Genomic DNA, 22,596 nt, shown 5'->3' with positions numbered 1-22,596 from the left:
GGTTAAGTGCATTTTTATTAAGGGCTCAGTATATTAGTCTAGCTTTACTGAACCAGAGATATTATCGATGCTAACATCGCCCGAGCCCGCTTCTGTAATTGTTAACCCTTTGGCATGGTTAACGCGAATACTACCCGAACCATCTTCAATGGTAACGCTTGCATCAACATGTTCAATGGATAAGTCGCCCGAGTTATCTTCAACGTCCACAGCGCCATTAATATGTTGTATTGCTATGCTGCCCGAGCCATCTTCAACAGTTAACGTGCCACGTACATTGCTTACATTCATATCGCCTGAGCCATCATCAATATTTGCATTGCCATTCACGTTATTAATAGTAATGCTGCCTGAGCCATCGTTAAGATCTAGATTACCAGTGATGCTTTGAAGAGAAATATCGCCCGAGTCGTCGTCAATGTTTAGGTTTTTAGCGCCATTGATTGATAAGCTGCCAGAGCCATCTTTTACATCAATATTATTTGTCATGGCGTTAATAGTTATATCGCCCGAGCCATCATCAATATCTAACATAAGGTTGTTAGGGACGGTAACCACTAAATCAATGCTAGGCGATTGACCGCTGTAAAAGCTAATTCCATTATTACTTGTATTTTGGGCAACAAGCTTTGCTTTAGTTCCACTTTGATCGAGTGTGAGTTCGTATTCATCGTCAATGTCAACCGTGTAAATAGTAGCGTCAACATCTATACTGGTTGCTGTTGATGAGCCTATTATTTTGAGTGAACCTGCGCCGCTTAATACGTCTAGGTATTCAAGGTTATTGCTAGGTAATGTGAGTTGTTGTGTTTGTTTTACCGACGCAACGCTTGGCGAAATATGAAACACGCAGCCACTTAATAATAAAATACCGCTAATTAGCGAAAGTGGTTTAGCAATGGTAGATACAGTTGATGAGCTCATGGTTAGTCCTTTTAATGTGACGTTATTTGTTAATATAGCAAGACTAGAGCAATAATGAGGCCTAAATTTAAGTGTTTGTTTTATAATAAATTTAGTTTTTTTGCTAAAAATTAAAAGACTAATTAGTGGTTAAAATTACTAACTATTAATAAAAAGGATGCATAGCGCATCCTTTTTGTTTTAACGACTGGTTTTAATTATACAAATTAAAAGCTGTAAGTAATGTTACCGTATAAAAAGCGGCCATCTAAACTGTACGGTGTATAGGGTGTGTACGGGAATATTTGGCTAAAGGTAGAGTAACCAATGTTATCGACCGTGGCTTGCGGGTATTGGTCAAATAAGTTATTGGCACCCAGTGCAAATTTCCATTCGTGATTAGGACGATATGCCACTTCTAAATCGGTTATCCATTTAGCATCTAGGTATTCATCGCGATCGCTTGTTGTGGAAATATCAGCAACTTCACCGTAACGTTGTTTGCCATTCGTTAAAGTTCCACACGGCCGACAGATTCAGTTTGTTGTCTGGTGTGCCTTCTTCAAAACGACCTACTTCACGGCGTGCAAATACAACGTAGTCGTCACCTATAGAGTTTAGTTGTTCAGGATTATCGTCAACGTGTGTCACTTCGGTGTCGTTAAAGTTAGTCGCTGCGTTTAAGCGCACATCGCCAAAGTTATCTAACTGAAGTAGGTAAGTTGCAACAATGTCTACGCCTTGCGTACGCGAGTCAATTGCGTTAGTAAAGTAGCGTACGCTTTCGGTATTTAACTTACCAGCATCCGCTAAAATTTGCTGTACTGCGGCACCGCTTAAATTTTCCGAGAGTACAATACGGTCATCAATATCAATACGGTAGGCATCAACCGTTAAGCTAAAGTTACCTTGGGTGTATACAAAGCCAGCAGTTAAGTTAACTGAGTCTTCAGCGTCTAACTGTTTTGCGCCAAGGGCTTGCGCTGCGGGTGCATCTGTTGAGAATAGGCCTACTTCAAACGCTTGGTTGTTTTCAAGTACGGTTGAAATTTGGCGATACGAGCTTTGTGCAAGCGATGGCGCACGGAAACCTGTGCTTAACGCACCACGTAAAGATAAGTTTTCGTTTACGCTGTAACGTGTTGCAAGCTTTGAGGTAAATGTGTTGCCAAAGTCGCTTTAATCTTCGTAGCGGCTTGCTAAAACCATGTTCCAGTTGTCGGTTAGGTAAGTGTCAAACTCAACAAATAGTGCAACGTTATGGCGGCTTTCATCGGTTACGCTCTCTGGACCAAAACCCGAAAGTACCTGCGCGCCACCGGCAGCAATTGGGTTGCCATTGCTATCAAGTGCAGTAATGTAAGAGATTTCTTCACCTTGTTCTATTTTATAGCTTTCGTGGCGGTATTCAGCACCTAGAGTAAAAACTACGTCGTCAGGTAACCCTAAATCAAGGGTTGTGCTTGCATCACCATTGACTATAAATTAGTCATAAACTAGTGCGCCGTTATCAAATTCGGTGGGGCTGGTGGCACCCAAAGACGTATTTAAGCTATTTACAACGCCCAATGCAAAGTCGTTGCGGCCATAGTTGGTACTTACATCCCATGTCCAGTCGCCCGTTTCACCTTCTAGACCTAGGGCAAATGAGTAGTCTTCAACATCGGTTTCAATTTGCGGTAAAAAGCCATCTGGGTAAAGTGCTAATACGTTCCGGCTGTCTTGTGCACGGCGGTAAAAGCCACCTGAGTTACCTTCTCGTTTTGAGTAGCTACCAAATGAATACAGGTTTAGGCTGTTATCTAGCTTGTAACCCATATTGTAAAATAAAGCGTAATCTTCAAGGTCAGCTTTACAAAAACGATGGTTGTAACGGTCAATAGTAAATTCGCGCGGGTCTAGGCTGCCATCGTCAAGGCGATTGTATTGCTCGCGAGGATCAAAACCAGAGCGTTGTGTTGGGCTGTTATCGCGGTATTCAATCGATACGTTTACAAAGCCGCTGTCTGATAATGCAAATCCAGAGTTAGCGCTAATTGTGCGTGTGGCGCCATCGCTAATTTCGCGGTCATCACCTAGGTTAAATGCAAGGTCGCCGTTTTCATCTGCGTAGGTGCTTTCTAAGTTCGGTGCGCCCGCCATTTGTGTATCGTATTCACCATAGGTTACGCTTACACTGCCGCCTTCAGAGGCATCCTTTAAAACAATATTAATCACCCCAGCAATGGCATCTGAACCGTATTGCGCTGCGGCACCATCGCGTAGTACTTCTACGCGCTTGATGGCTAATGTAGGGATCATGTTTAAATCTACCGCGGTAGAGCCCCTGCCTACAACACCCGCTAAGTTTAAAAGCGCACCAGAGTGACGACGTTTACCATTGACAAGCACTAAAGTGTGATCGGGCGCTAAACCTCGTAACACAGCTGGTTTTGCATGATCGGTCCCATCACCTAAAGTAGCGCTTGGAAAGTTAAAGCTGGGTACTTGATTAGCAAGAACCTGACTGATTTCAAGCTGACCTGTGCTGGCCATGTCGCTGCTAGTAATAATATCTACCGGCACTGAGCTTTCAGCGATACTTCGCAGGCTACGGCGAGTTCCTGTTACTGAGATTACTTCGATGTTCTCTTGTGCCTGGGCATCTTAATCTGCTGCATTAGCTGTAACAAAAGAGCTGCTAAGTGCAGAGGTTACGGCCAAGCTAAGTGCTAATTTATTAGCTGATAAATGCTTAAAAGTCATGAATGTTCCTTAAGAACGTCGTTGTTTTGGGGAGTTTGAAAAAGGAGCGAATCATATAGAAGCGCTCAATTACGCGCAAAGATAAAAATCCACCTGTTTGGTACTCGAGGTTCAGCTCGCCAGTTGTAAAGTCAAGCTCAGCGTAAGCAAAACCCGCCGGAAGGGGGTAGTCGAGCATGACCAGTGCATCTTCTTTTTCCCACTCAATACTTTTTACCTTGGTGAGTGAGAACTGCGATGCTAAATAGGCTTCTATTTCAGGGTAAAGCGTCGGCAATGTATTGAGCTGCGAGTTTGCCTTTGTTGCAAGCTCAGCTGGAATAGTTGCGGTTAATTGCCCGTTACTTTTATCATTTTTAAGCCAGTCAACATGGTTAAGTACAATGCCACTAACGCAAAATAAAATGAGTAAAAAAAATAGAGCTGTAGAAATATAAATATGTAAGGCACGGCTTGTGCTGTACAAAGTTCGTTTATTAATAAACGACATAAATAATTTAATGTAATAAAATTTATTACATGATAATGATTTGCATTACTTATTACAAATTTACTTACGTAACTTTACATTACTATTTTGAATAATCTGAATTCAGGCTAAAAAATTTTTAAGCTAGTTAGTGCGTTTAAACGAGGTTTAATGCTGAGGGGGGTGTGAGGGTCTTAAAATAAGGTAAATCATAACCGCAATTTCTATTGCTGCTACAAGGTATACAACCCAAATAGGCGCTGTAGAGTGTAGTAAAAATATAAATCCAATAAGCATACCGATAGCGGCATAGCACTTCGCTTTGGTTGGTACCACTTTGTGAGACTGCCATTGCTGCAAGATAACACCATAGCGAGGGTGACTAAGTAACCAATTTGCAAGTGCAGGAGATGAGCGCGTAAAACAAGTGAGCGCCAAAATAAAAAATATAGTCGTGGGCATGACCGGAAGCATAATGCCTACAATGCCTAACGCCACTAAGGTTAAGCCTAGCATTTTTAACCCTACGTTTTTATAACAGATAAGTGACGATTTTATATTCATTGACGACGCTATAGTGAGTGGCGACTAATTTAAAGTGTAGGCCAATTTTACATGTATTATAAAACTAAAACGCTATTCCAATAAAAAAGGACATAACCAGTATGTCCTTTTTTGTAGACTTGGTTATTAAAAATAATAACCAATGTTTATATTAAAGCGTTTTTCTGTTTCGCTGCTGTCACCGGCAATCGATCCACCAACGAAAGGTTGGTTTTTAGCATGTACAAAATCAAAGTAGGTAAACAAGCCTCCAGCGGCTACAGAAACACCCGTCACGTTCATCCACGTATCTGCGCTGTTGTCAGATTTATCGTAGATAATCCCGTAATCGTTATAAAATTGTAGGTCTGTTACTGGGCCCCACTCGACTGGCATGCTGTAAGCGATGTTTGCATTGGTCATGGTTGCTTCTGCGGCAATACTGTCGTAAAACGAGTAAGCACCTACGGCCATACGATCAATATTATCTATGTCGTAGTTGTATTCACCATGTTGAAGTTGAAAGTTCCATGCATCAATATTGCTATTTAGGTGCATAGCCCACGCATAATAGTCGCCTGCGCGGTCATTACCGTCATGTAACCCGCCTAATAACGCAGAAAAACCTAACTCGGTTGTGCCGCCGTCGTGTTCAAAGTGGTAACCGTAACGGCCCGAAAGCGTATTGTATTCGCCTATTTGGGTTGCAGGTTCTGCATAAATGCCGTCTTCGGCGGCTCTAACGCCAACTACATCGTATGAATAGCGATCGCTGCGGTTGTCAACGTAGCCATCTACGCCACCAAGCTCATCGTTTTTGAAAAAGCCGAGATCTAATTGCCAGTTATCTGCAATTTTACGTTTAAACATAATGCCTAAATCGTGATCATCTTCTAAACCGATGTAATAAGTGGTGTTAAAAAACCAGTTGTGTGAATTGTAAGGCCAGTTACCAAATGGAACTTTGGTAATACCTGCTTGTACTTGCCAATCGTCTGCAAAGTCGTACGCTGCATAAGCATATTTTACTGCGGTCATGTAATCAAAAAAGCGAATTTCTGCGTTAAGAATAACGTCGCCTACATCACCAGAAAAATTAAGCCTCAAAACGTCAAAATCAAAGTCGCCGCCGCGGTCTTCGTTATCGTCATCATACGATGCATAACTAAAGTTAGTACGAATAGCGCCGCCTACCTTTATGCCGCTGCTTTTTTCTTTCGGCGCTTCTGCCACCACAACGTTTTGGTCAGCTTTTTTTTCGATAAGTGCAACTTGCTCTTGGTGTTTTTCGTTAATTTTTTGCTGTTTAGATTTTTCTTCGACTAGTTTTTGTTCAAGCAACTTCATTTGCTGCTGTAGTTGTTTTAATTGACTTTGAAGCGTGTCGATATCGGTGGCGTAAGAAGTACTCGAAGCACTACCTAAAATAAATGCGAGCGATAATTTTGAGAGTTTGGTCATATTAGCTGCTTCTTTTCGTTTGGTTAAAAATAAAAACCCAAGATATTAATAACACCTTGGGTTGAGAGCTTAGTACAAAACCATTATATTTTTTATTGTTCGTTTTTTATTCTTTAGGCGCTTGTGTAAGTGCGCCCACTTCAAGTAAGGGAGATGCATCTAATTTGTCTGCATCCATCATTGCTGCTATGCGCTGCATAGAGGAAAGTAACAAAGATTGCTCCCATTCAGCCAGGCCAGAAAACTTTTCTATAAAGTGTTCTTGTAATGGTTGAGGGGCTTTAAGTAGTAATTCTTTCCCTTTTTCGGTGAGGTGTAAACTCACTCGACGTTTATCCATTTGGCTTCGAACGCGCGTAACCAGATCTCTGCTTTCAATTCTGTCGAGAATATTAGTTACGGTCGCTGGACTTAAATTTACATTTTGCGCAATGCGGCTAGCAGTGATGCCATCAGTTTGAGACACTTCGTGCATTATAAGCAACTGCGGGCCAGTTAAGCCGGCTGTTTTATTAAGTTGCTTAGAATGTAAATCAATCGCTCGGATCACTTTACGTAAAGATACCAATAACTCGTCATATTTTTGCATGTGTTTATCTCGTCGAAAAGCAATGCTTTGCCATAATCGCGAAATGTTACACATCAAATAAATTGAATTCAAATTAAAAATTTAATTTTTTACTGCTGTTACTCGTTTTTATTGATTAGAGTAGAAACTAATTTACCTTAAAGCAAGTGCACTTTAATTAAGTGCTTTTAGTAGGTGGGGCGTTTAATTAAGCGTTTAACGCTGTTTTAAGTAATAGGCACACCACTAAAATTGTCTTTTTTAAAGTGCATTTTATGTGTTTGGTGTGCAATTAATCAAAATGTAGCTTAAGTAAGCTTATGATATACAACTATCAATATGCTCACAATGATTGTCTGAATAAGCAAAAACTTATTTGCTTGGTTTATACTTTACGTTATATGTAAGAGTATTGAACGTTGTGATTATTAATATTAAAGGGTAAGGCATGAAATTATCGCCATCAGTGAGCATTGAACACACCGAAACCGGTCTTGAATTTATTAATATTGAAAGTGATTTGTGCGATGCAAAAATATTTTTACAAGGTGGCCAAATTACGCAATTTACACCTAAGGGTAAGCAACCTCTTATTTGGGTGTCGGGTAATGAAACGTTCTCAGAAGGCATGAGTATTCGCGGTGGTATTCCTATTTGTTGGCCATGGTTTGGCGCGCATGCAAATACTGGCTGGCCCGCACATGGTTTTGCTCGCACTAGTGTATGGCAAGCCGACGAGGTGCATGAATCTGACGAGTGTATTACGGTTAGTTTAAAGCTCCCTATGAAGCTTATTAGCTCTGAATATTGGCCGCACGAGTCGGCATTAAAAGTGGAATTTGTTTTAAGTGATTCGCTTGAGGTGAAATTAACCACAACAAATTTAGGCAGCAAGGCGTTTAGCTATACACAAGCGCTGCACACATATTTTCCAACATCAGATATTACTAATACACACGTTGAAGGCTTGCAAGGCGCGCAATATATTGAATTTGCTGAAGGGCCTTTTACGCAACAAGCGGTTGTTGGCTTTGAACGTGAAACCGATATGGTTTACACCCAAGCTGCACCTGTGCAATACATTAATACGCCTGAAGGCGTTATTAAAGTTGGCCGAGCAAACTCTAGTTCGTGTGTACTTTGGAATCCGTGGATTGAAAAATCAAAGCGCTTGTCTAATTTTGCTGACGATGAATACAAAACCATGTTATGCCTAGAAGCCGCCAATGTATTAGATGATGCGGTTACCCTTGAGCCACAGCAAAGTCATACATTAGTAACATCTATAGAATGGGTAAAATAAGGAATGCCTAATTAGGCTTTGTGTACGAATAAAATAATAAAAACAGTATAGGAAATAGTGTGTTTAACAATCAGCAAATGACGGATTTACCACAGCATAAAAACATTGAATTTAAAGCGCTTGCCGATAAAGCGCTGCTCCATGCACAACTTAACTGGTTAGTGTTTTATATTCCCTTTAGCGCAATATTAGCCGCAATTTGTTACTTCAACGAAAACTTTGCCAATAATATGCAAACGTATTTATTAATTGGTATGCCTATTTTAATACTCATCTCTATGCTCTATAGCGTTGCGAGTATTAAATTGCAAGGTGTGGCTATGCGTCAGCACGACATTGCGTTTAAAAAAGGAATTATTTGGCAGCGGGTTACTATTTTACCGTTAGCACGCGTGCAGCACATTGAAATACACCGCGGCCCTATTGAGCGAAAGCTGGGTTTAGCCAGTTTAAAATTGTATAGCGCCGGTGGCATGAGTGCCGATTTGCAAGTAAGCGGGCTTACACACACGGATTGTAAAAATATGCGCCAGTTTGTTCAAGATTACCGCCAAGAACAAACGTCTACTCAGGCTGTACCAGCCGATGAGTGATTTTACACCTCATACCACACAAACGGATGCTGACCAGGTGACATTGTGGCAAAAGGTATCGCCTTGGGCACTTGTGTATTTTGTTGTCCATTTTGGTGTGCGTTTTGTGCGTGACGGTATATTTAACCTATTACCGCTTGGTTTTGTATTTGTTACACAAGTAGAAAACAAACTATTCTGGGGGCAAATTGCAGCAGCAGTGGCTGTAAGTGCTTTGCTTTTATACTCGGTTTTATATTACAGAAACTTTAGGTTTTGTATTTCAAGCGATAACGAAATACTCCTTAATAAAGGCGTTTTTAAAAAAGAACGTTTAACGCTTAAATTTGAGCGAGTACAAAATGTAAATATTGCTGAGCCTTTTTACTTTAAACCAGTAACGCTGGTTAATTGTATTTTTGATGCGGCAGGTAGCGCGGCTCAAGAAGCTGTATTGCCGGGCGTAACCCAAGGTTACGCAGAGCAAATGCGAAAGCAAATATTTGCTTACAAGGCCCAACAGCAGCTTGAGCCAGACAGTGAAGTAGAAACAGACGAGGCTACTGAGCAAAGTAGTTTGTTTATTTCTAACAAAGAAATAGCCAAGTTTGGTTTAATGTCAAACATGGCTATTTTAGCGCTAGCTGCCATCGCACCGCTGATAAATGTGGTAGCCGATGTGCTTGAAAAGCAATTAATCACAAAAGTAGAAGGGTTTTATGAGCAAGAACTTGGTCTTGTAGCCAGTGCAGCGTTATTTGCTATATTCACAATGTTTGTACTTGTGGTGCTTATTGCTGTTTTGCTGTCGGTGGGAATGTCACTTATTCGTTTTTATAATTATCAGCTTTATTTTAAAGGTAAAAAGTTTAAACGCATTGCCGGCTTATTAGAACGCCACCAGTTATCTATGAGCTTAGACAAAGTGCAGTCGATTGTCATTAAGCAAAATATTATTGCTCGGTTACTTAAGCGCTTTACCGTTGAATTTTTGCAAGCGAGTAGCGGTGGTGCAATGGCGGGTGTGGCCGCTAAAAAAAATAAACAAACCTTAGTTTTACCTGTATTAAATAACGAGCAAGTAAACAGCGTATGCCAGTGGATTTACCCGTGGTTTAACAACAGCGCACTGGCATTTAAGCAGGCAGAGCGAGCACTTTGGTATAAAAACTTAGTCTTGTATGCATTGTTACCTAGCTTACTTGTGGCTGTGTTTTGTTATTTTAATGAGTTTAATTACTTTGTCAGCTTGGGTGTACTTGGTGTATTTGCGGGCTTGGTTACTTTGTCGTATCAGCGTTATGGCTACTATTTACATGAAGATAATGGCCGGTTTTACATGGTTGTACGCAAGGGCATGATTGGCGTACATTACCGCGTGTTTGAACTATATAAAGTGCAAAGTGCTAGCAGCGAAAGTACCTATTTAATGCGAAGATCAGGACTAAAAAGCCTGTATATACAACTTGCTCACGGCTTTGCGTTTATGCCATATATAAAAGAGCAAGATGCTGATTTTGTGATTGATTTTACACTTAAACAGGCTGAATCAGATACTCGTAGTTGGATGTAATTTCTTCAAACAATAAAGTATGTGCGAAAACACATTTGCACATGCTTTATTACACTTTTTTACTGCAAACTCAGTGAGTTTAATAATACTCTAATCATTATTGAAGATGCTACTTAAGGGATTATTGTGAAAAAGTCACTCATTGCCTCAGCTTTGTTGCTCGCTGCCCCCGCGTTCGCTACCGATTGGCAAACCATTCATACCGAGCATTTTAATGTGCACTACAGTATTGAGCATATTGCTTTTGCTAAATCGACCGCGGTTGAACTTGAAATTGTTCGCACTAAAGTGCTTGAACAACAAAATCGTGCACTCGATGAAATAGTCGATGTTGTCGTGTTTGACCCTTTAAATGCGGCGAACGGGTTTGCCTTGCCTACATCAAGCAACCCAGTAATGGCACTTTTTACTACCCCACCGCAGTCTGATACGGTGATTTCAAACAGTTCTGGTTGGCAGCAGTTACTGGTGTTGCACGAATACATTCATTTAGTGCATTTAGCCCAGCCTACACGCAACCACTGGCAGCAAAAAGTGCGCGGTTTGTGGGATATTTACGATTTAACCTACAGTGATACGCCGCGCTGGGTTGCTGAAGGGTATGCAACGTTAATTGAATCTAAAATGACAGGACGAGGGCGGTTATTTGATAATTACTCTGAGTCGATATTGCGTGAATTTGCTCAACAAGGTGCGCTACCAACCTATGGGCAATTGAATAGTGATAGCGGCTTTATGGGTGGCTCTATAGCCTATTTGATGGGCAGTCGGTTTTTATATTGGCTAGAGCAAACATTTTCTGAGCAAATACTTGATAGTGTATGGACCCGAATGCAGGCGGTTAAGTCGCGTGATTTTGATGAAGCATTTGAAGGTGTGTTTGGCCAAAGTGCAGCGAAGCTATATCGCCGTTTTATTGCTGAATATACGTATAAGGCCATGCAGCAAGAGCAAGGAGAGCAACCACTTGATAGTGAGCTATGGCTAGAGCTTGATTTATACGCAAGCAATCCAGCGCTTTCACATGATGGCAGCAAGCTTGCAATAGTAGAGCGTGATGCCAAGCGTAATACTAAGCTCGTTATTTATAGCACCGAAGATAACACTAAAGCGATGGAGAGCTTTGAAAAGGCACAAAATGAGTTAATTAAGCAAGACCCACTCGATATACCAGATTCGCCACCGAGCGTGTTTAAGCGTGAACAAAAGCAAGTGCTTAATCAAATAAATCGGGCAGGTATAGCCAACCCGCAATGGGTAAATAGCACGACACTGTATTTTAATGCTTATAGTACTGAAGAGTCGGGCATTTATAATCGGGTGTCTGATATATTTAGCTATAACATTGAAACCGGCAACGTAGAAAAGCTAACCGAGTTTGCAGGGCTAAGACGCTTTAGTGCAACAAGCGACGGTGACACTTTGTATGCAGAGCAAATACGTGATGGCTATTCTGAATTAGTAAAAGTTGATATCAGCACCGGTACCATAACGCCGTTGTTCAAAAAAAGCTTAAATACTGCATACGATTACCCCACGCTTAGTCCTAATAATAAAAAATTAGTTTATTTATCAGCTTCTTTAAACGAAAACTGGCAAATGTATATACAAGATGTTGATGGTGGTATTAGCCAGTCTGTGCCTATGCCAAACGGGTATCAATATTTAACCCAACCTAGTTTTAGTGACAATGGCGAATCAATCTATTTTGTTGCGGGATTAAATAAAGCGACTGATATTTATAATTACCACATAGCCAGTAATACCTTAAAGCGTTTAACACATGGGCAAGAAGCGGTTGCTCACCCCATTGAAATGCAAGATGAAACGCTGCTTTATTTATCGATTAATGCCGACGGCCCTGATGTAAAAAGCCTAGCAAATACCAGTATTAAAACTACGGTGACCGATTTAGCTGTTAATAGCAAAGCCCCGCTATTAATGGTTAATGAGCACACCTTGCCAGAGGCTAAAGTATACGCGCAAGAGGCTGGCGAACAGCGCGATTATGCAATACTCGATCAGCACGCAACCTTTGCGTTGGGTTCTCAGTATTATTCTGCATCGACCAGCTTATTAAGTCTGGGTATTAAAAGCAGTGACTTATTAAAGCAGCTAGACCTGCAAGCCGGTTATAGCATTGACTTAAACGATGATGCATTACATGGCGGCTTTGTAAATGCTAAATATAATGCGCTTGATGTTAAGTTTAAACTCGCTTTGTATGACTACAACTTAGATACCTCACGCCAATATCAAGCTGTAAGCCCAAGCAATTTAAATAACGAAATAAATGCTCGTGGTGGGTTTGTAGCAATGAGCTATCCACTTAAGTTTGGCCAATTAAGCTTAACCCCTGAGCTTGCTTATAACTATACCGATTACAAACAAAGCCATACTCGTTGGACGCGTGTTGGTTTTGCTCAACGTTGGCAATATGACCGCCAAACGTTTGCTATAGGACAACGTATTAATGCTCGTTGGTACGAAGGTAAAGGTGAAAACAATTGGCAAGGTTATGATCTCGATGCGAGCATATTTGGTAAGGTGTATAACGCTCCTTTGTACATTAATTTCACACAAAAGCAGCGAGACGATGCACGCCTTGCGCTAGGCGGGTTCAACTCCAATCTTATAAACCAACACTACAGTAGTGAATTTGTGCTGGCAGCTGATCTGCCTTTTTATAGTGCAACTGCCGAGCGTTACCAAGGATATGGCGGCGGAGTTACTTATAAAGAAGGTATGCCATGGCTTTATTACACTCAGCATCAATTAGATGACAGCGTTTATGCACAAAGTTACGGTTTAAAATATCAAGGTGACTTTAGCTTTGGCATGGGGCCTGCGGGTGTTAACGATTTAACATTTAATGTGGGGGTGTCGCGTGTTGAGGGCAGCAGCTTTGACGATGAAATGCGTGCATGGCTGAGCTTTTATTATTCGCTTTAACTAGGATGAATGAGCTTAGTTGAACTGTGGGTAGCAAATCGATTAACCACAGTTCAATTCAGCCTGCTATTTATATTGTAGCGACAACAATTTGGCTTGATATACGTCTAACTTTTTATCGTCTCGTTCGTATTCAATTGCTTTTTTGAGAAGTCGCTTTGAACGCTCAGTTTTACCTTGCTGGTAGCGAACTTTAGCAAGTTCTAAGTACAACTCAGAGATATAGGGGGCTTTAAATAAAGCGAGCTCTAAGTGGTCTTTTGCTCGATTAATATAACCGGTTTGTAATTCGTTTTTTGCTAGAGCAAGTAGTTCATAAGGGTCTCTTTCTTTGTAATTTAATTGGCTGCTTAGTTGCTCTGCAAGTACAGTTTTACCAAGTTGTTTAGCTAATAGTTGATAGTTATTAACTAAATTGACGCTCGATAAATTATTGTTTATTGCTGTTTCGTAAATTACTTCTGCGTTTTTTAAATCTCCTGCACGGCGATGTAACATACCCGCCATGTTAAAAAGCTCAGGATCATTCGGGGTAAATTTATTGGCTTGTAAAATAAAAGAATAAGCAGCGTTAAGATTTTCTTCAGCAAATGCTTTAGCTGCTAAGTTGCCATAAAATTTAGCCACTAAGTCGTTGTAGCTGGCGCTGCCAGAATAAAAACTACCGCGTGTAGGAAAATAATCAATAAGGGTACCTGGGCGAAAAACTTGAATAACGTTATCTTTTTTCTCAACTTTTGGTGCATATACCATGGTTCTAAAATGATTAGCTACATAGACCATTTCACTTTCTTTTGCATACACAGGTTCGCTAGTAACTTCTTGAAAGCTGGTTTCTAGACCCAGCGCATTTGCATAACTTTGAGTAAGAACCGCTAAACTAATACAGTTGCCGTGTGCGCGAGTAAGAGTTTGCGAAGAAGTTAATGTGTCACCATGATAACTAAAATCGCTAAGTTGATTTTCTAAATAGTTGTAAATGATACGATCGGTTCTAACACCATTAAGTTATTGCTGGTCGGCATAAGCTAAAAAGCGTTTCTTTCGGCGTTTGGCAATTCAAAAATATTCAACTCGCTGGGAGTGTCTATTTGTTTAAAGCGGGTGTGATTAATAAGCGCGGTAAGCTGGGGTTGCTCAACTGTAGGCGTTGTTGGAGTGCTTTTACATGCACTTAAAAATACCAAAAATAATGTAACTAATACTATAGATTTCATAAGCCACCTCAATGTGATTTTTAATCATTACCTTGAGGTGACTTTTTAATCAAGAAGTTATTATACGTTGTTTATTATGACGATTTTTTTGCGATTGTTTTTTACGTTTGCGGCGTGTTAACCATAAATAAAAGCCAGTAGCACTTAGCCATAGTGGGCTTAGCCCTATAAAACTCCACAGTATTTTACTTATTAGGCCAGCAAAATAACCAAAATGAAGCTTACGAAAGCTGTCTAGCACTTTCCAGCCAAGACCTACTTGGCGTATATCCCAATTGGCAATATGCTCACCAGTGATTTTGTTATACGAAACGGTATTAGCGTATTCACTTGCCAGTGGGTTATTAGAATTTACTTCACCAAATACAGTAATGTTGTCGTCAGGCTCTAATGGCATAACCAAGTAAGTGCTGTTGAACGTGGCTATTTGTCGCTTGCTGTCATCTAAAATATCTTGAAAGGAAACATTTTTGCTATACAGGTTTTTGGTTAGGGCATGATGTTCTTCTTCAGCATGTTCAAGTACTTCGTGATACCAAACGGCACCATTAAAATAACCACCGGTTATAGCTAAAACAATTAAAATAGGTGAACCAATAACACCAGTCATTTTATGAATATCACTTAATACGATTTGTAATGTTGCGCGCCAACGCACGGTAAATAGGCGTTGCCAAAACTTTCGGTAAATAATAAGGCCGGTTATTCCGAGCACCAATAAAAATAAAGCAAAAAAGAACCCTAAAACGGTGCCTGTTTGGCCTGGTAAGCTTTTTAAATCATTGAGTAAAAAGGTGTAATGCAGTTCTAAAAACCAATCTGTAAAATAATGGCTCGTTCCCACGGGAGTTGACAAAATATCACCAGTATATTGATTTAAATGAAATTTATACCAAACTTGCGACTCGCGCTCGATTAAGTAAACCCGATCAGCAGTATCGTCGTTAAAAATTTCCCAGCTACCGATGACATACTCAGGGTAAGCGTTCTGAGTGATGGAAATTAACTCATCCATATTCAAGCGTCCAGGTTGAGTGCTAATCACAAAATGACTTTCGGGCATAAGTAGGCCATCTATCTCGCTTTTAAATACGAGCACACTGCCGGTAATACTAATTACAATTAATGGAATAATTGCAATGAGAGCAATCCAGCTATGAATTTTGAAAAGTGTTTTTCTCATGGGTTATTATTATCTAAATTATTTATATGCAAATGATATCAATTGTTATTTGTATTTAATAGTGCCAGTGCAAGGATTCGGAAAACTGATAAACTGTGCACATTACATAACATATTTTGTAAATATAAGTTTCCAGTTACTAAAAAGGGTTTTTGCTATTTAGTTGAGTTAAATTAACTTCACTCTACAATGCCGCGCTCACAGTAAAAGCCTTTTAAAACATATGTTTAATAAATGTTTTTATTAAGTAATTAAAGTAACCGTTATGTAACAGCGAGGTTGTTTTGGCGCACTATTTGCCTATTTTGTCTTCATTTATTTTACTTTTTAGCTTTTTACCATTGCTAAATAAAATTAGAAAAAACAGAAGTGTTTCTGGTTTATCTTTGCTGATGATGACATTTGGAGTCGCACAGAGTTTCTATTTCATAACGTATAACATTTATTTTGAGCGATACTTTATTGCTTTACCTTTTTTTGTAACAGGCGTATTAAGCGGCTTGATATTGTACTTTTTTGCCCGTTACAACGCCGCAAAGCAAGAACGGCTTCAGTTAGTGCTTATGCTTGGCTTTTCGCTTATGCCGTTTTCGCTGTTATTAAGTCCAAACTTTGATACCGCATGGGTGCTCAACGCACTTACCTATGTAGGATTGGTGATGAGCTCAGTGCGCGTAATGCCACAAACCTACAAAACGCTGCGCACAGGTGATGTAAGTAACTTAAGTGCTCGTTACTTTAGTTTGCAATTTATAGCGGGCATTTGTGGCTTAGTTGTTGAGTTAACAAATACCACACCTAGTACTTCACACTTACTTATGTTTATCATGTTGTTGCTGACTAATGCCGTGCAATTTGGTTGCATGCAATATTATAAAATGCGACCAGTAATGGCTTAATGTTTTCATTTATATTTAGGTAAATATATGGCATGTTACTTTATCGTTATTCAAAGGATAGAGTATGAATTGGGAGCAATTTGGCTATTTGTGCCGGATAAATAGTTCAGCACAGTTAAGCAAAAGCGACAAGCTAAGATTAAGTGAGAAGGCGAGCCTAAGCATATATCAAGGCAATAACGACGATAGTGAACTTGCAAAAGCGCTAGTTGCAGGTGTTGTGTCGCAAGACGAAGTAGCCGCACAAAAAAGTGCAACTTATTACCAGTGCTTACCCAAATTAATCAACGATTTTAAATTTGAGCATAAAGGCTGGCTTGTTTATTTGACGTTTGTTTTTGCGTTTTTTTGTTTATCTTCTCTTCTTTACCAACTTTTTGTTGTCCCTGCATTTATAGACATGTACAGCATGAATCAACAACATGATCACAATATCTTTGATAACTATTTTCGCTATTGGCATGTTCCGATCATATTATTATTTTTGCTGCTTAGTTTTATACTTAGCGCAATTTTAAAGCTCAAAAACGCATGTATATTAAGTGAGTTAAAGCCGTTTTCAGGCTTGTTTAAAGTGTTTTTCCCACGAAAACTAATCAAAAACTACGAAACACTAACTGCTATTTTATTCTTTCCATTAAGCTCAGTAAATTCAGGTGTTACAACCACAGAAACAAAGCATTTATATGAGTGTGAAGCGCTGGGGTTAAATGCTCAAAATGAGTTTGAAGTACTGTTACAGCAGCAGTTAAAACAGTTTAATCAGCGAGCAAAGTACTTTATTAATAAACTTATAATCGTTTATGGTGCAGTGATTGTTGTCTCTATTTATTTGTTTGTATCAGCGGCCTATAAACCACTATTTATGTTTGGAGAAGTATTATGAAAGCAAAAGGATTTACACTCATAGAGTTAATGGTGGTTGTATCAATTATTGGTATTTTGGCCGCTGTAGCATTGCCTCAATACAGTAAATACATGCAAAAGGCAGAGCTTGTTGATCCCCTTGCTATGGCTGCTGCAATAAGAGAAGACGTAACAGTGTATTACCTCGAGAATAAACGTTTTCCTAATAATAATGAAGAAGCGGGTGTGCCTGCTAGTCAATACTTAATAGGGAATAGGGTAACGGGAATTACTATAAAAAACGGTGCCATACATATTGCTTTAGGCAACAAAGCATCTCGGCCTTTACAAAATACCACATTAACGTTTAGACCAGCAGTTGTTGAGGGCAGCCCCTCTAGCCCAATTTCTTGGTTGTGCGGCTTTGATCAGCCAGTCACAGGTATGAAAGCGATTGGTGAAAATAAAACCTCAGTGCCAAAAGATTTATTACCCTCGGCGTGTATTTAAAATACTAGGGAAGCTAATGCAATTAACTATTCACCAAATTGATGCGTTTACACACGCTTTATTTAAAGGCAATTATGCAGCTGTTATCCCACTTGAGTCGTGGTTGGATGATGACCTAATGCTAAACATAGGCGCTGAAAACAACGTATCTGAAACTGCGTTTACTTGCCAGCAAACCGATGGCCGTTTTGCTATTCGTTGGTTTTCACCGTTAATGGAAATAGACTTTTGTGGCCATGCCACGCTAGCTGCTGCGTATGTATTATGTGAAGAACATAATGTATCGCAAATCCGGTTTATCGCTGATGCAGTAGGCGAGCTGATTGTAAATAAAAACAGCGATGGCAGCTTCGCCATGACATTCCCTAAACAAGCACCACAAGAAGTTAATGCTCCGCCACAGGCATTATTAAATGGGCTGTCTATACAACCGGTTAAAGTACTTAAAAATCGCCAAGCTTACTTTGCTGTTTATGAATCGGCTAAGCAGGTGGAGAACTTAATTACCGAGTCGCTACTCTTAAAAACATTAGCGCCACACGATGTAGTTGCAACAGCACCTAGTGATGAATACGACTTTATTTCTCGTTATTTTTGGCCAGCCAGCGGTGGTGATGAAGATTATGTTACGGGCTCTATTCATACAGGGCTTGCTCCATACTGGGCACAATTGTTAGGTAAAACACAATTAACTGCCTATCAGGCATCTAGCCGAGGCGGGCATTTACAGTGCGAGGTAGGGGAGTCAACGGTAACATTAACAGGTCATGCTGTTAGGTATTTAAAAGGCACAATTTACCTTTAAGGGTGATTTGAGTTAAGTTTATAAAAAAGGCCACAATCAGCGTGGCCTTTTTTTGTTACAACTATTTACGCTTCTAGTGCTTTTGCAATTAAGCGATCAATGTATTTTTTATGTGCTTTAGCTGCGGTATCTGCGCCCCATGACAGGCTTGTATCCGCTATTTCGGTTAGCTGATATAACGCAGCCGTTTTAGCGAGGTTATCAAACTTACTTGGTTTGCCTAAACCTGCAATGGCGATCAGTTGGTTTACATATTCAATTTGTAGGTTATGACTGATTGAGCTGGCCTCTGCGTCTTTAACAAAAATACTCGCTGTTAAATCCCCCATAAATTGATTTAAGCTATATTCGTTTCCGTATAAAGCGGAATCCGAAATACGTAGTAAAACCGCCGGATGCAATAGTTGTGCAAGCACAGACTTTTGCATTCCTAAAATCATTTTATGAGGTTTAGGGTCTTCATTTTTACCATAGTGATTGAACCCGCGGCGCTGTTGCTGCATGAAATTATAAAGCGGTTGCATGCTTTGTAATACATCAGGCGCAAACACGTATTCGGCTAGAATTTCCATGGCTTGGGTTTGTCTTTCAAGTGGTACTGGCGTGAAAGGTTTGTCGGCGTTTGCATCACCTACAACTGCACGCTCTACATAAACCCCACCAATTTGACGAGATACAATACCTGCCTGCGATCTGTACTGGCCAAATAAGCTATTAGCTGAGGTAACAAGTTGCTGGTAAGAATCACCTTCAACAGTGGCTTTATCTTTAAGCTCAGTAAACAGTTTATTAATAAGTGCCATGCGGTCTGCACCATACGCTGCTGGGTTTGATGACAAATCGCCAATCATTACGCGGGGATCGATATGACGGCCCGGCGCCCGCATATCATCTGCATCGTTACCAAATGCTAAAGCATGCTCACTAGAACGCGCAAGAATTTTACTAAGGCGAGCTTGCTCGGCAGATTCATCAGCCAGCGCTACGCTGTATCCGTAGTTAATAGCCCAGTCGTCGTATGGGCCTGGTTTAGTTTGAAAAATATCACCTTGCTGCATGCCAATCGGCGCAATGTTAGCCGGTGCATAATCCATTACTGAGCCCGTTACGATACCTTGAGTTTTACTCTTATCGTGGACTTCCTTTTCATCCCACAAAATAGATGATTTCATGTTGTGGTTAAGGCCTAACGTATGCCCTACTTCATGCAGAATAAGCTGTGTTAACCCTTGGCGTATCATTTCGTTTTCTTTAATGCTATCGCCAGCAGCTAAGCCTTTTGCAAGCATAAGGTTTTGTTGAATTTCATGACCTAATGAGCAGTTTAATTCACCAGTATGTGTACTATTGCTGTGGCTCATAGCGCCTTGTGTATAAAGGGTGTCGTAAATCCAGCGATTTTTCATAAATACAAACTCAAGCATAATGTCTGAGCCCAGTATTTCACCTGTTAGCGGGTTGGCAAGTGCAGGCCCGTAGCCACCAAATGGTGGTTTTGGCGATGAGGTCCAACGCAGTACATTGTAATTAATGTCGCCTGCATCCCAGTCGGCATCATCAGGTTGTATTTTTACTTCTAAGGCATTTTTAAAGCCTGCTTTTTCAAAAGAGCTGTTCCATGCAAGTACAGCGTCTTTAATTGTGTCGCGCCACTCTATTGGTGTGGTGTTTTCTATCCACCATGTAATTGGTTTTACAGGCTCTGAAAGTGCAGCGCTTGGGTTTTTCTTTTGTAAATCCCAGCGCTTAATTACATCTTCGTAAGGCGTCCAATCAGTTGACGTCATTTGATCAAACTGGTTTGTGAAATAACCAATGCGCGCATCGTCTAAACGAGGCTGGTAGTTGTTTTGTGGGAGTGCTACAAATGAATGCTGAACCTTCACCGAAACACTACGCGGGTCACTTACTGCGCCAGAGCCACGAATGGTTGGACTTGCATTGGTAAATACGTAATCGACGACAACGTCTAAATTATTAGGGTAAGGACGCTGTTTAATAATGCGCGATTTTTTGCTGTCTAGCTTGCCTACTTTAAAACGTTTTTTCGCATTTTTATCTGCGGGATTTATAGTAGGAGATACTTTATGAAGTGCTTCACTTAAAAATAACTTATTGACGTTAAATGCAATTTTACCGTCTTCTTCTTTTTCTATTTTAATACTCGCAAGCACAGCTTCACTAATGTTTGCATTGCTGGCTTTTGAAATGGCACTGTTTTCGTCAAATTTATAACGAGGTGTTTTACTTATAATATCGATACGGTCGAAGTACTTTCTAAACTCAATGAGTTTGGTTTCACGGTACGATCCACGAAAGTGTCCAGCATCAGTGACCCCATCAACAGTATGAGCAAAATAAACGAAAGGAGTATCAAGCTGCGAGTCGTTAATGACCATTAAGTGCTTACCCGTTTTTTCGTCCTGATAAAGGTTAAATATACCGGCAAATTCGGTTTGACCTTTGATCATTTCACTTAATGTTTTTGGTTTTTTTTCGTCTTTTTTGTCATCTGCAAAAGCATGGCCGCTTAGAGCAATACTGAGCGCAAGAGTTAGGGTGGTTAGTTTCATAATGTCATCTTTTCGTTTTTTAATTTATTTTTACTGTACGTAATTTCAATTTGTTTCGTACAACAAATCGATGAAATAATACCTTTTTTATTTAATGTACTGATTTTAAATAGTAAAAGTTTGTAACAAAATATAATTTTATGGCTATATAATCTAATTTATAATTGAACGAGTAATTGCGAGAAGTATAATTAATGCACATTTGTAACAGTTGCTTACAAATGTCACGTAATTGTTTAATTAAGCTCTGTTATTATGGCGTTAATAGAAATTTGGGGTAATTAGGATATGCAAACAAATTCACTTAGATGGGTTTTTCCATTTGTTGCGCTTGCTATAGGAGTTGTTGGTTTTAAAGCAATAAACGCGCTTGCAAATGAACAAGAAAAAAAAGCGTTAGTTGATACGCGACCAACGGTTCAAGTTGAGCCGGTTTCGGCTAACGACCATCAGGTTGTAATTAACAGCTATGGCGAAGTAAAGCCGCTGGAAAATACACAACTGTCTGCACAGGTATCGGGAGAGGTACTGAGTTGGCATCCGAGCTTTGTTGCCGGTGGGGTTGTAGCACGTGGTGAAACCTTATTTTCGATTGAAAAAGATAACTACGAAGCTGCAGTGCTCGTGGCTGAAGCTGAACTTGCTCGTGCCCAAGCGGGTTTAATTGAAGAACAAGCGCAAGCAAAAGTAGCTGAAGACGAAGCAAAACGCTTTCCAAGTAAAGCGCGTACTGATTTATTTTTACGTAAGCCTCAAGTACTTAGTGCGCAAGCAAATGTTAAATCAGCTCAAGCAGCATTAAAACGTGCGCAGCGAGATTTAGAAAACTGTGATGTTAAAGCACCTTACGATGCACTTATTGTGAGCCGTAATTTAGGTGTGGGCCAATACGTGACAATGGGCTCTCAAGTCGCTGAGCTAAACAATATAGAAACTGCTGAAGTAATTATTCCTATTGCAGGCTTTGATAGTGTGTTTTTGCCTGAGCGTATTAAAGGTATTACTGCAACCGTTATTCAAAAAGGCCTTAATAGCTTTACCCGTGAAGGTGTTATTGACCGCGATTTAGGTATTGTAGATAACGCAACACGTATGAGCAGTTTAGTGGTGCGAATTGAAGACCCGTATGGCCTTAAAAATAAGCAGCCAGCAATTAAGTTTGGCAGTTACGTACAGGTTAATTTTGCTGGTACAACATTAAATAATATCTATCGTTTACCTCAGGCACTTGTTAACAACCAAACCGTTTGGGTAGTTGGTGAAAACCAAACCCTTGAACCAAGAAAGGTAACGGTAATACGAGAAGAAGGCGAGTACTTCTATATTAGTAGTGGCCTAAAAGCTGATGATAAGCTAGTGGTTACGTTACCAGAATACCCTCAAAAGGGAATGGAAGTTAAAATAGCAGGTGCCCAACCGGTACCTGAAAGCTCTGATGTGAGCACCTCAAATACGCAACAGCTTTAAGGTGTAA

At 40.1% G+C, this 22,596-nt stretch carries 15 protein-coding genes and 3 pseudogenes; 9 read left to right on the top strand and 9 right to left on the bottom strand.

Annotation, left to right across the window (positions count from 1 at the left end; translation table 11 throughout):
* Positions 1-33: 33 nt before the first annotated feature.
* The 6 genes and pseudogenes from ACFI34_RS14375 to ACFI34_RS14350 form a co-directional block, all read right to left on the bottom strand.
* The gene (locus ACFI34_RS14375; RefSeq protein ID WP_462673969.1) at positions 34-924 is read right to left on the bottom strand and encodes a DUF4097 family beta strand repeat-containing protein; all 891 of its coding nucleotides are present in this window, start codon (positions 922-924) and stop codon (positions 34-36) included.
* A gap of 206 nt (positions 925-1,130) precedes the next feature.
* Positions 1,131-3,648: pseudogene (locus tag ACFI34_RS14370) on the bottom strand (TonB-dependent receptor plug domain-containing protein).
* 76 nt (positions 3,649-3,724) lie between these two features.
* Positions 3,725-4,138 (bottom strand): annotated as a pseudogene (locus ACFI34_RS14365) (PepSY-associated TM helix domain-containing protein); the annotation flags it as partial.
* 147 nt (positions 4,139-4,285) lie between these two features.
* On the bottom strand, positions 4,286-4,681 hold the full coding sequence (locus ACFI34_RS14360; protein ID WP_462673968.1) for a YbaN family protein: 396 nt from the start codon (positions 4,679-4,681) through the stop codon (positions 4,286-4,288).
* A 126-nt stretch (positions 4,682-4,807) separates the two neighbouring features.
* A complete protein-coding gene (locus tag ACFI34_RS14355; protein ID WP_462673967.1) occupies positions 4,808-6,121 on the bottom strand; it encodes a porin in 1,314 nt (437 codons plus the stop codon).
* A 106-nt stretch (positions 6,122-6,227) separates the two neighbouring features.
* Positions 6,228-6,710 carry a MarR family winged helix-turn-helix transcriptional regulator gene (locus tag ACFI34_RS14350; RefSeq protein WP_008131907.1) on the bottom strand — a complete coding sequence of 161 codons (483 nt, stop codon included), beginning with the start codon at positions 6,708-6,710 and terminating at the stop codon, positions 6,228-6,230.
* Positions 6,711-7,137: 427 nt separating this feature from the next.
* On the opposite strand from ACFI34_RS14350, the gene ACFI34_RS14345 reads away from it, so the two are divergent.
* The 4 genes from ACFI34_RS14345 to ACFI34_RS14330 all read left to right on the top strand — a co-directional run bounded on the left by ACFI34_RS14345 (position 7,138) and on the right by ACFI34_RS14330 (position 13,089).
* On the top strand, positions 7,138-7,992 hold the full coding sequence (locus ACFI34_RS14345) for a D-hexose-6-phosphate mutarotase (protein WP_462673966.1): 855 nt from the start codon (positions 7,138-7,140) through the stop codon (positions 7,990-7,992).
* Positions 7,993-8,051: 59 nt separating this feature from the next.
* Positions 8,052-8,585: a PH domain-containing protein gene (locus tag ACFI34_RS14340; protein ID WP_462673965.1), complete on the top strand. Its 534-nt coding sequence runs from the start codon at positions 8,052-8,054 to the stop codon at positions 8,583-8,585.
* The gene (locus ACFI34_RS14335) at positions 8,578-10,137 is read left to right on the top strand and encodes a PH domain-containing protein (RefSeq protein ID WP_462673964.1); all 1,560 of its coding nucleotides are present in this window, start codon (positions 8,578-8,580) and stop codon (positions 10,135-10,137) included. The genes ACFI34_RS14340 and ACFI34_RS14335 overlap by 8 nt, the downstream gene beginning before the upstream one ends.
* 126 nt (positions 10,138-10,263) lie before the next feature.
* On the top strand, positions 10,264-13,089 hold the full coding sequence (locus ACFI34_RS14330) for a TolB family protein (RefSeq protein WP_462673963.1): 2,826 nt from the start codon (positions 10,264-10,266) through the stop codon (positions 13,087-13,089).
* 66 nt (positions 13,090-13,155) lie between these two features.
* On the opposite strand, the pseudogene ACFI34_RS14325 reads toward ACFI34_RS14330, so the two are convergent.
* Positions 13,156-14,306, bottom strand: a pseudogene (locus ACFI34_RS14325) (tetratricopeptide repeat protein).
* Between the two features lie 49 nt (positions 14,307-14,355).
* Entirely contained in the window at positions 14,356-15,489 is a 1,134-nt protein-coding gene (locus ACFI34_RS14320; RefSeq protein WP_462673962.1) for a PepSY-associated TM helix domain-containing protein, read from the bottom strand.
* Positions 15,490-15,773: 284 nt separating this feature from the next.
* Between ACFI34_RS14320 and ACFI34_RS14315 the strand changes: the two genes are divergently transcribed.
* From ACFI34_RS14315 to ACFI34_RS14300, 4 genes are all read left to right on the top strand, one after another.
* The gene (locus tag ACFI34_RS14315; protein ID WP_462673961.1) at positions 15,774-16,388 is read left to right on the top strand and encodes a SemiSWEET family transporter; all 615 of its coding nucleotides are present in this window, start codon (positions 15,774-15,776) and stop codon (positions 16,386-16,388) included.
* Between the two features lie 64 nt (positions 16,389-16,452).
* A complete protein-coding gene (locus ACFI34_RS14310) occupies positions 16,453-17,274 on the top strand; it encodes a hypothetical protein (RefSeq protein WP_462673960.1) in 822 nt (273 codons plus the stop codon).
* A complete protein-coding gene (locus ACFI34_RS14305) occupies positions 17,271-17,744 on the top strand; it encodes a pilin (protein WP_039038184.1) in 474 nt (157 codons plus the stop codon). Before ACFI34_RS14310 ends, ACFI34_RS14305 begins: the two co-directional genes overlap by 4 nt.
* A 16-nt stretch (positions 17,745-17,760) precedes the next feature.
* Positions 17,761-18,549, top strand: coding sequence for a PhzF family phenazine biosynthesis protein (locus ACFI34_RS14300; protein ID WP_462673959.1), 789 nt, complete (start codon positions 17,761-17,763; stop codon positions 18,547-18,549).
* A gap of 65 nt (positions 18,550-18,614) precedes the next feature.
* Here ACFI34_RS14300 and ACFI34_RS14295 read toward each other — a convergent pair whose 3' ends face one another.
* Entirely contained in the window at positions 18,615-21,122 is a 2,508-nt protein-coding gene (locus ACFI34_RS14295; protein WP_462673958.1) for a zinc-dependent metalloprotease, read from the bottom strand.
* A 288-nt stretch (positions 21,123-21,410) separates the two neighbouring features.
* Here ACFI34_RS14295 and ACFI34_RS14290 point away from each other — a divergent pair, with 288 nt between their 5' ends.
* Entirely contained in the window at positions 21,411-22,589 is a 1,179-nt protein-coding gene (locus tag ACFI34_RS14290) for an efflux RND transporter periplasmic adaptor subunit (protein WP_462673957.1), read from the top strand.
* The last annotated feature ends 7 nt before the right edge of the window (positions 22,590-22,596 follow it).

The organism is Pseudoalteromonas sp. PSi26, assembly GCF_054960575.1.
Note: the sequence above shows the minus strand (reverse complement) of the source record. Positions and strands in the feature narration are given on the sequence as shown.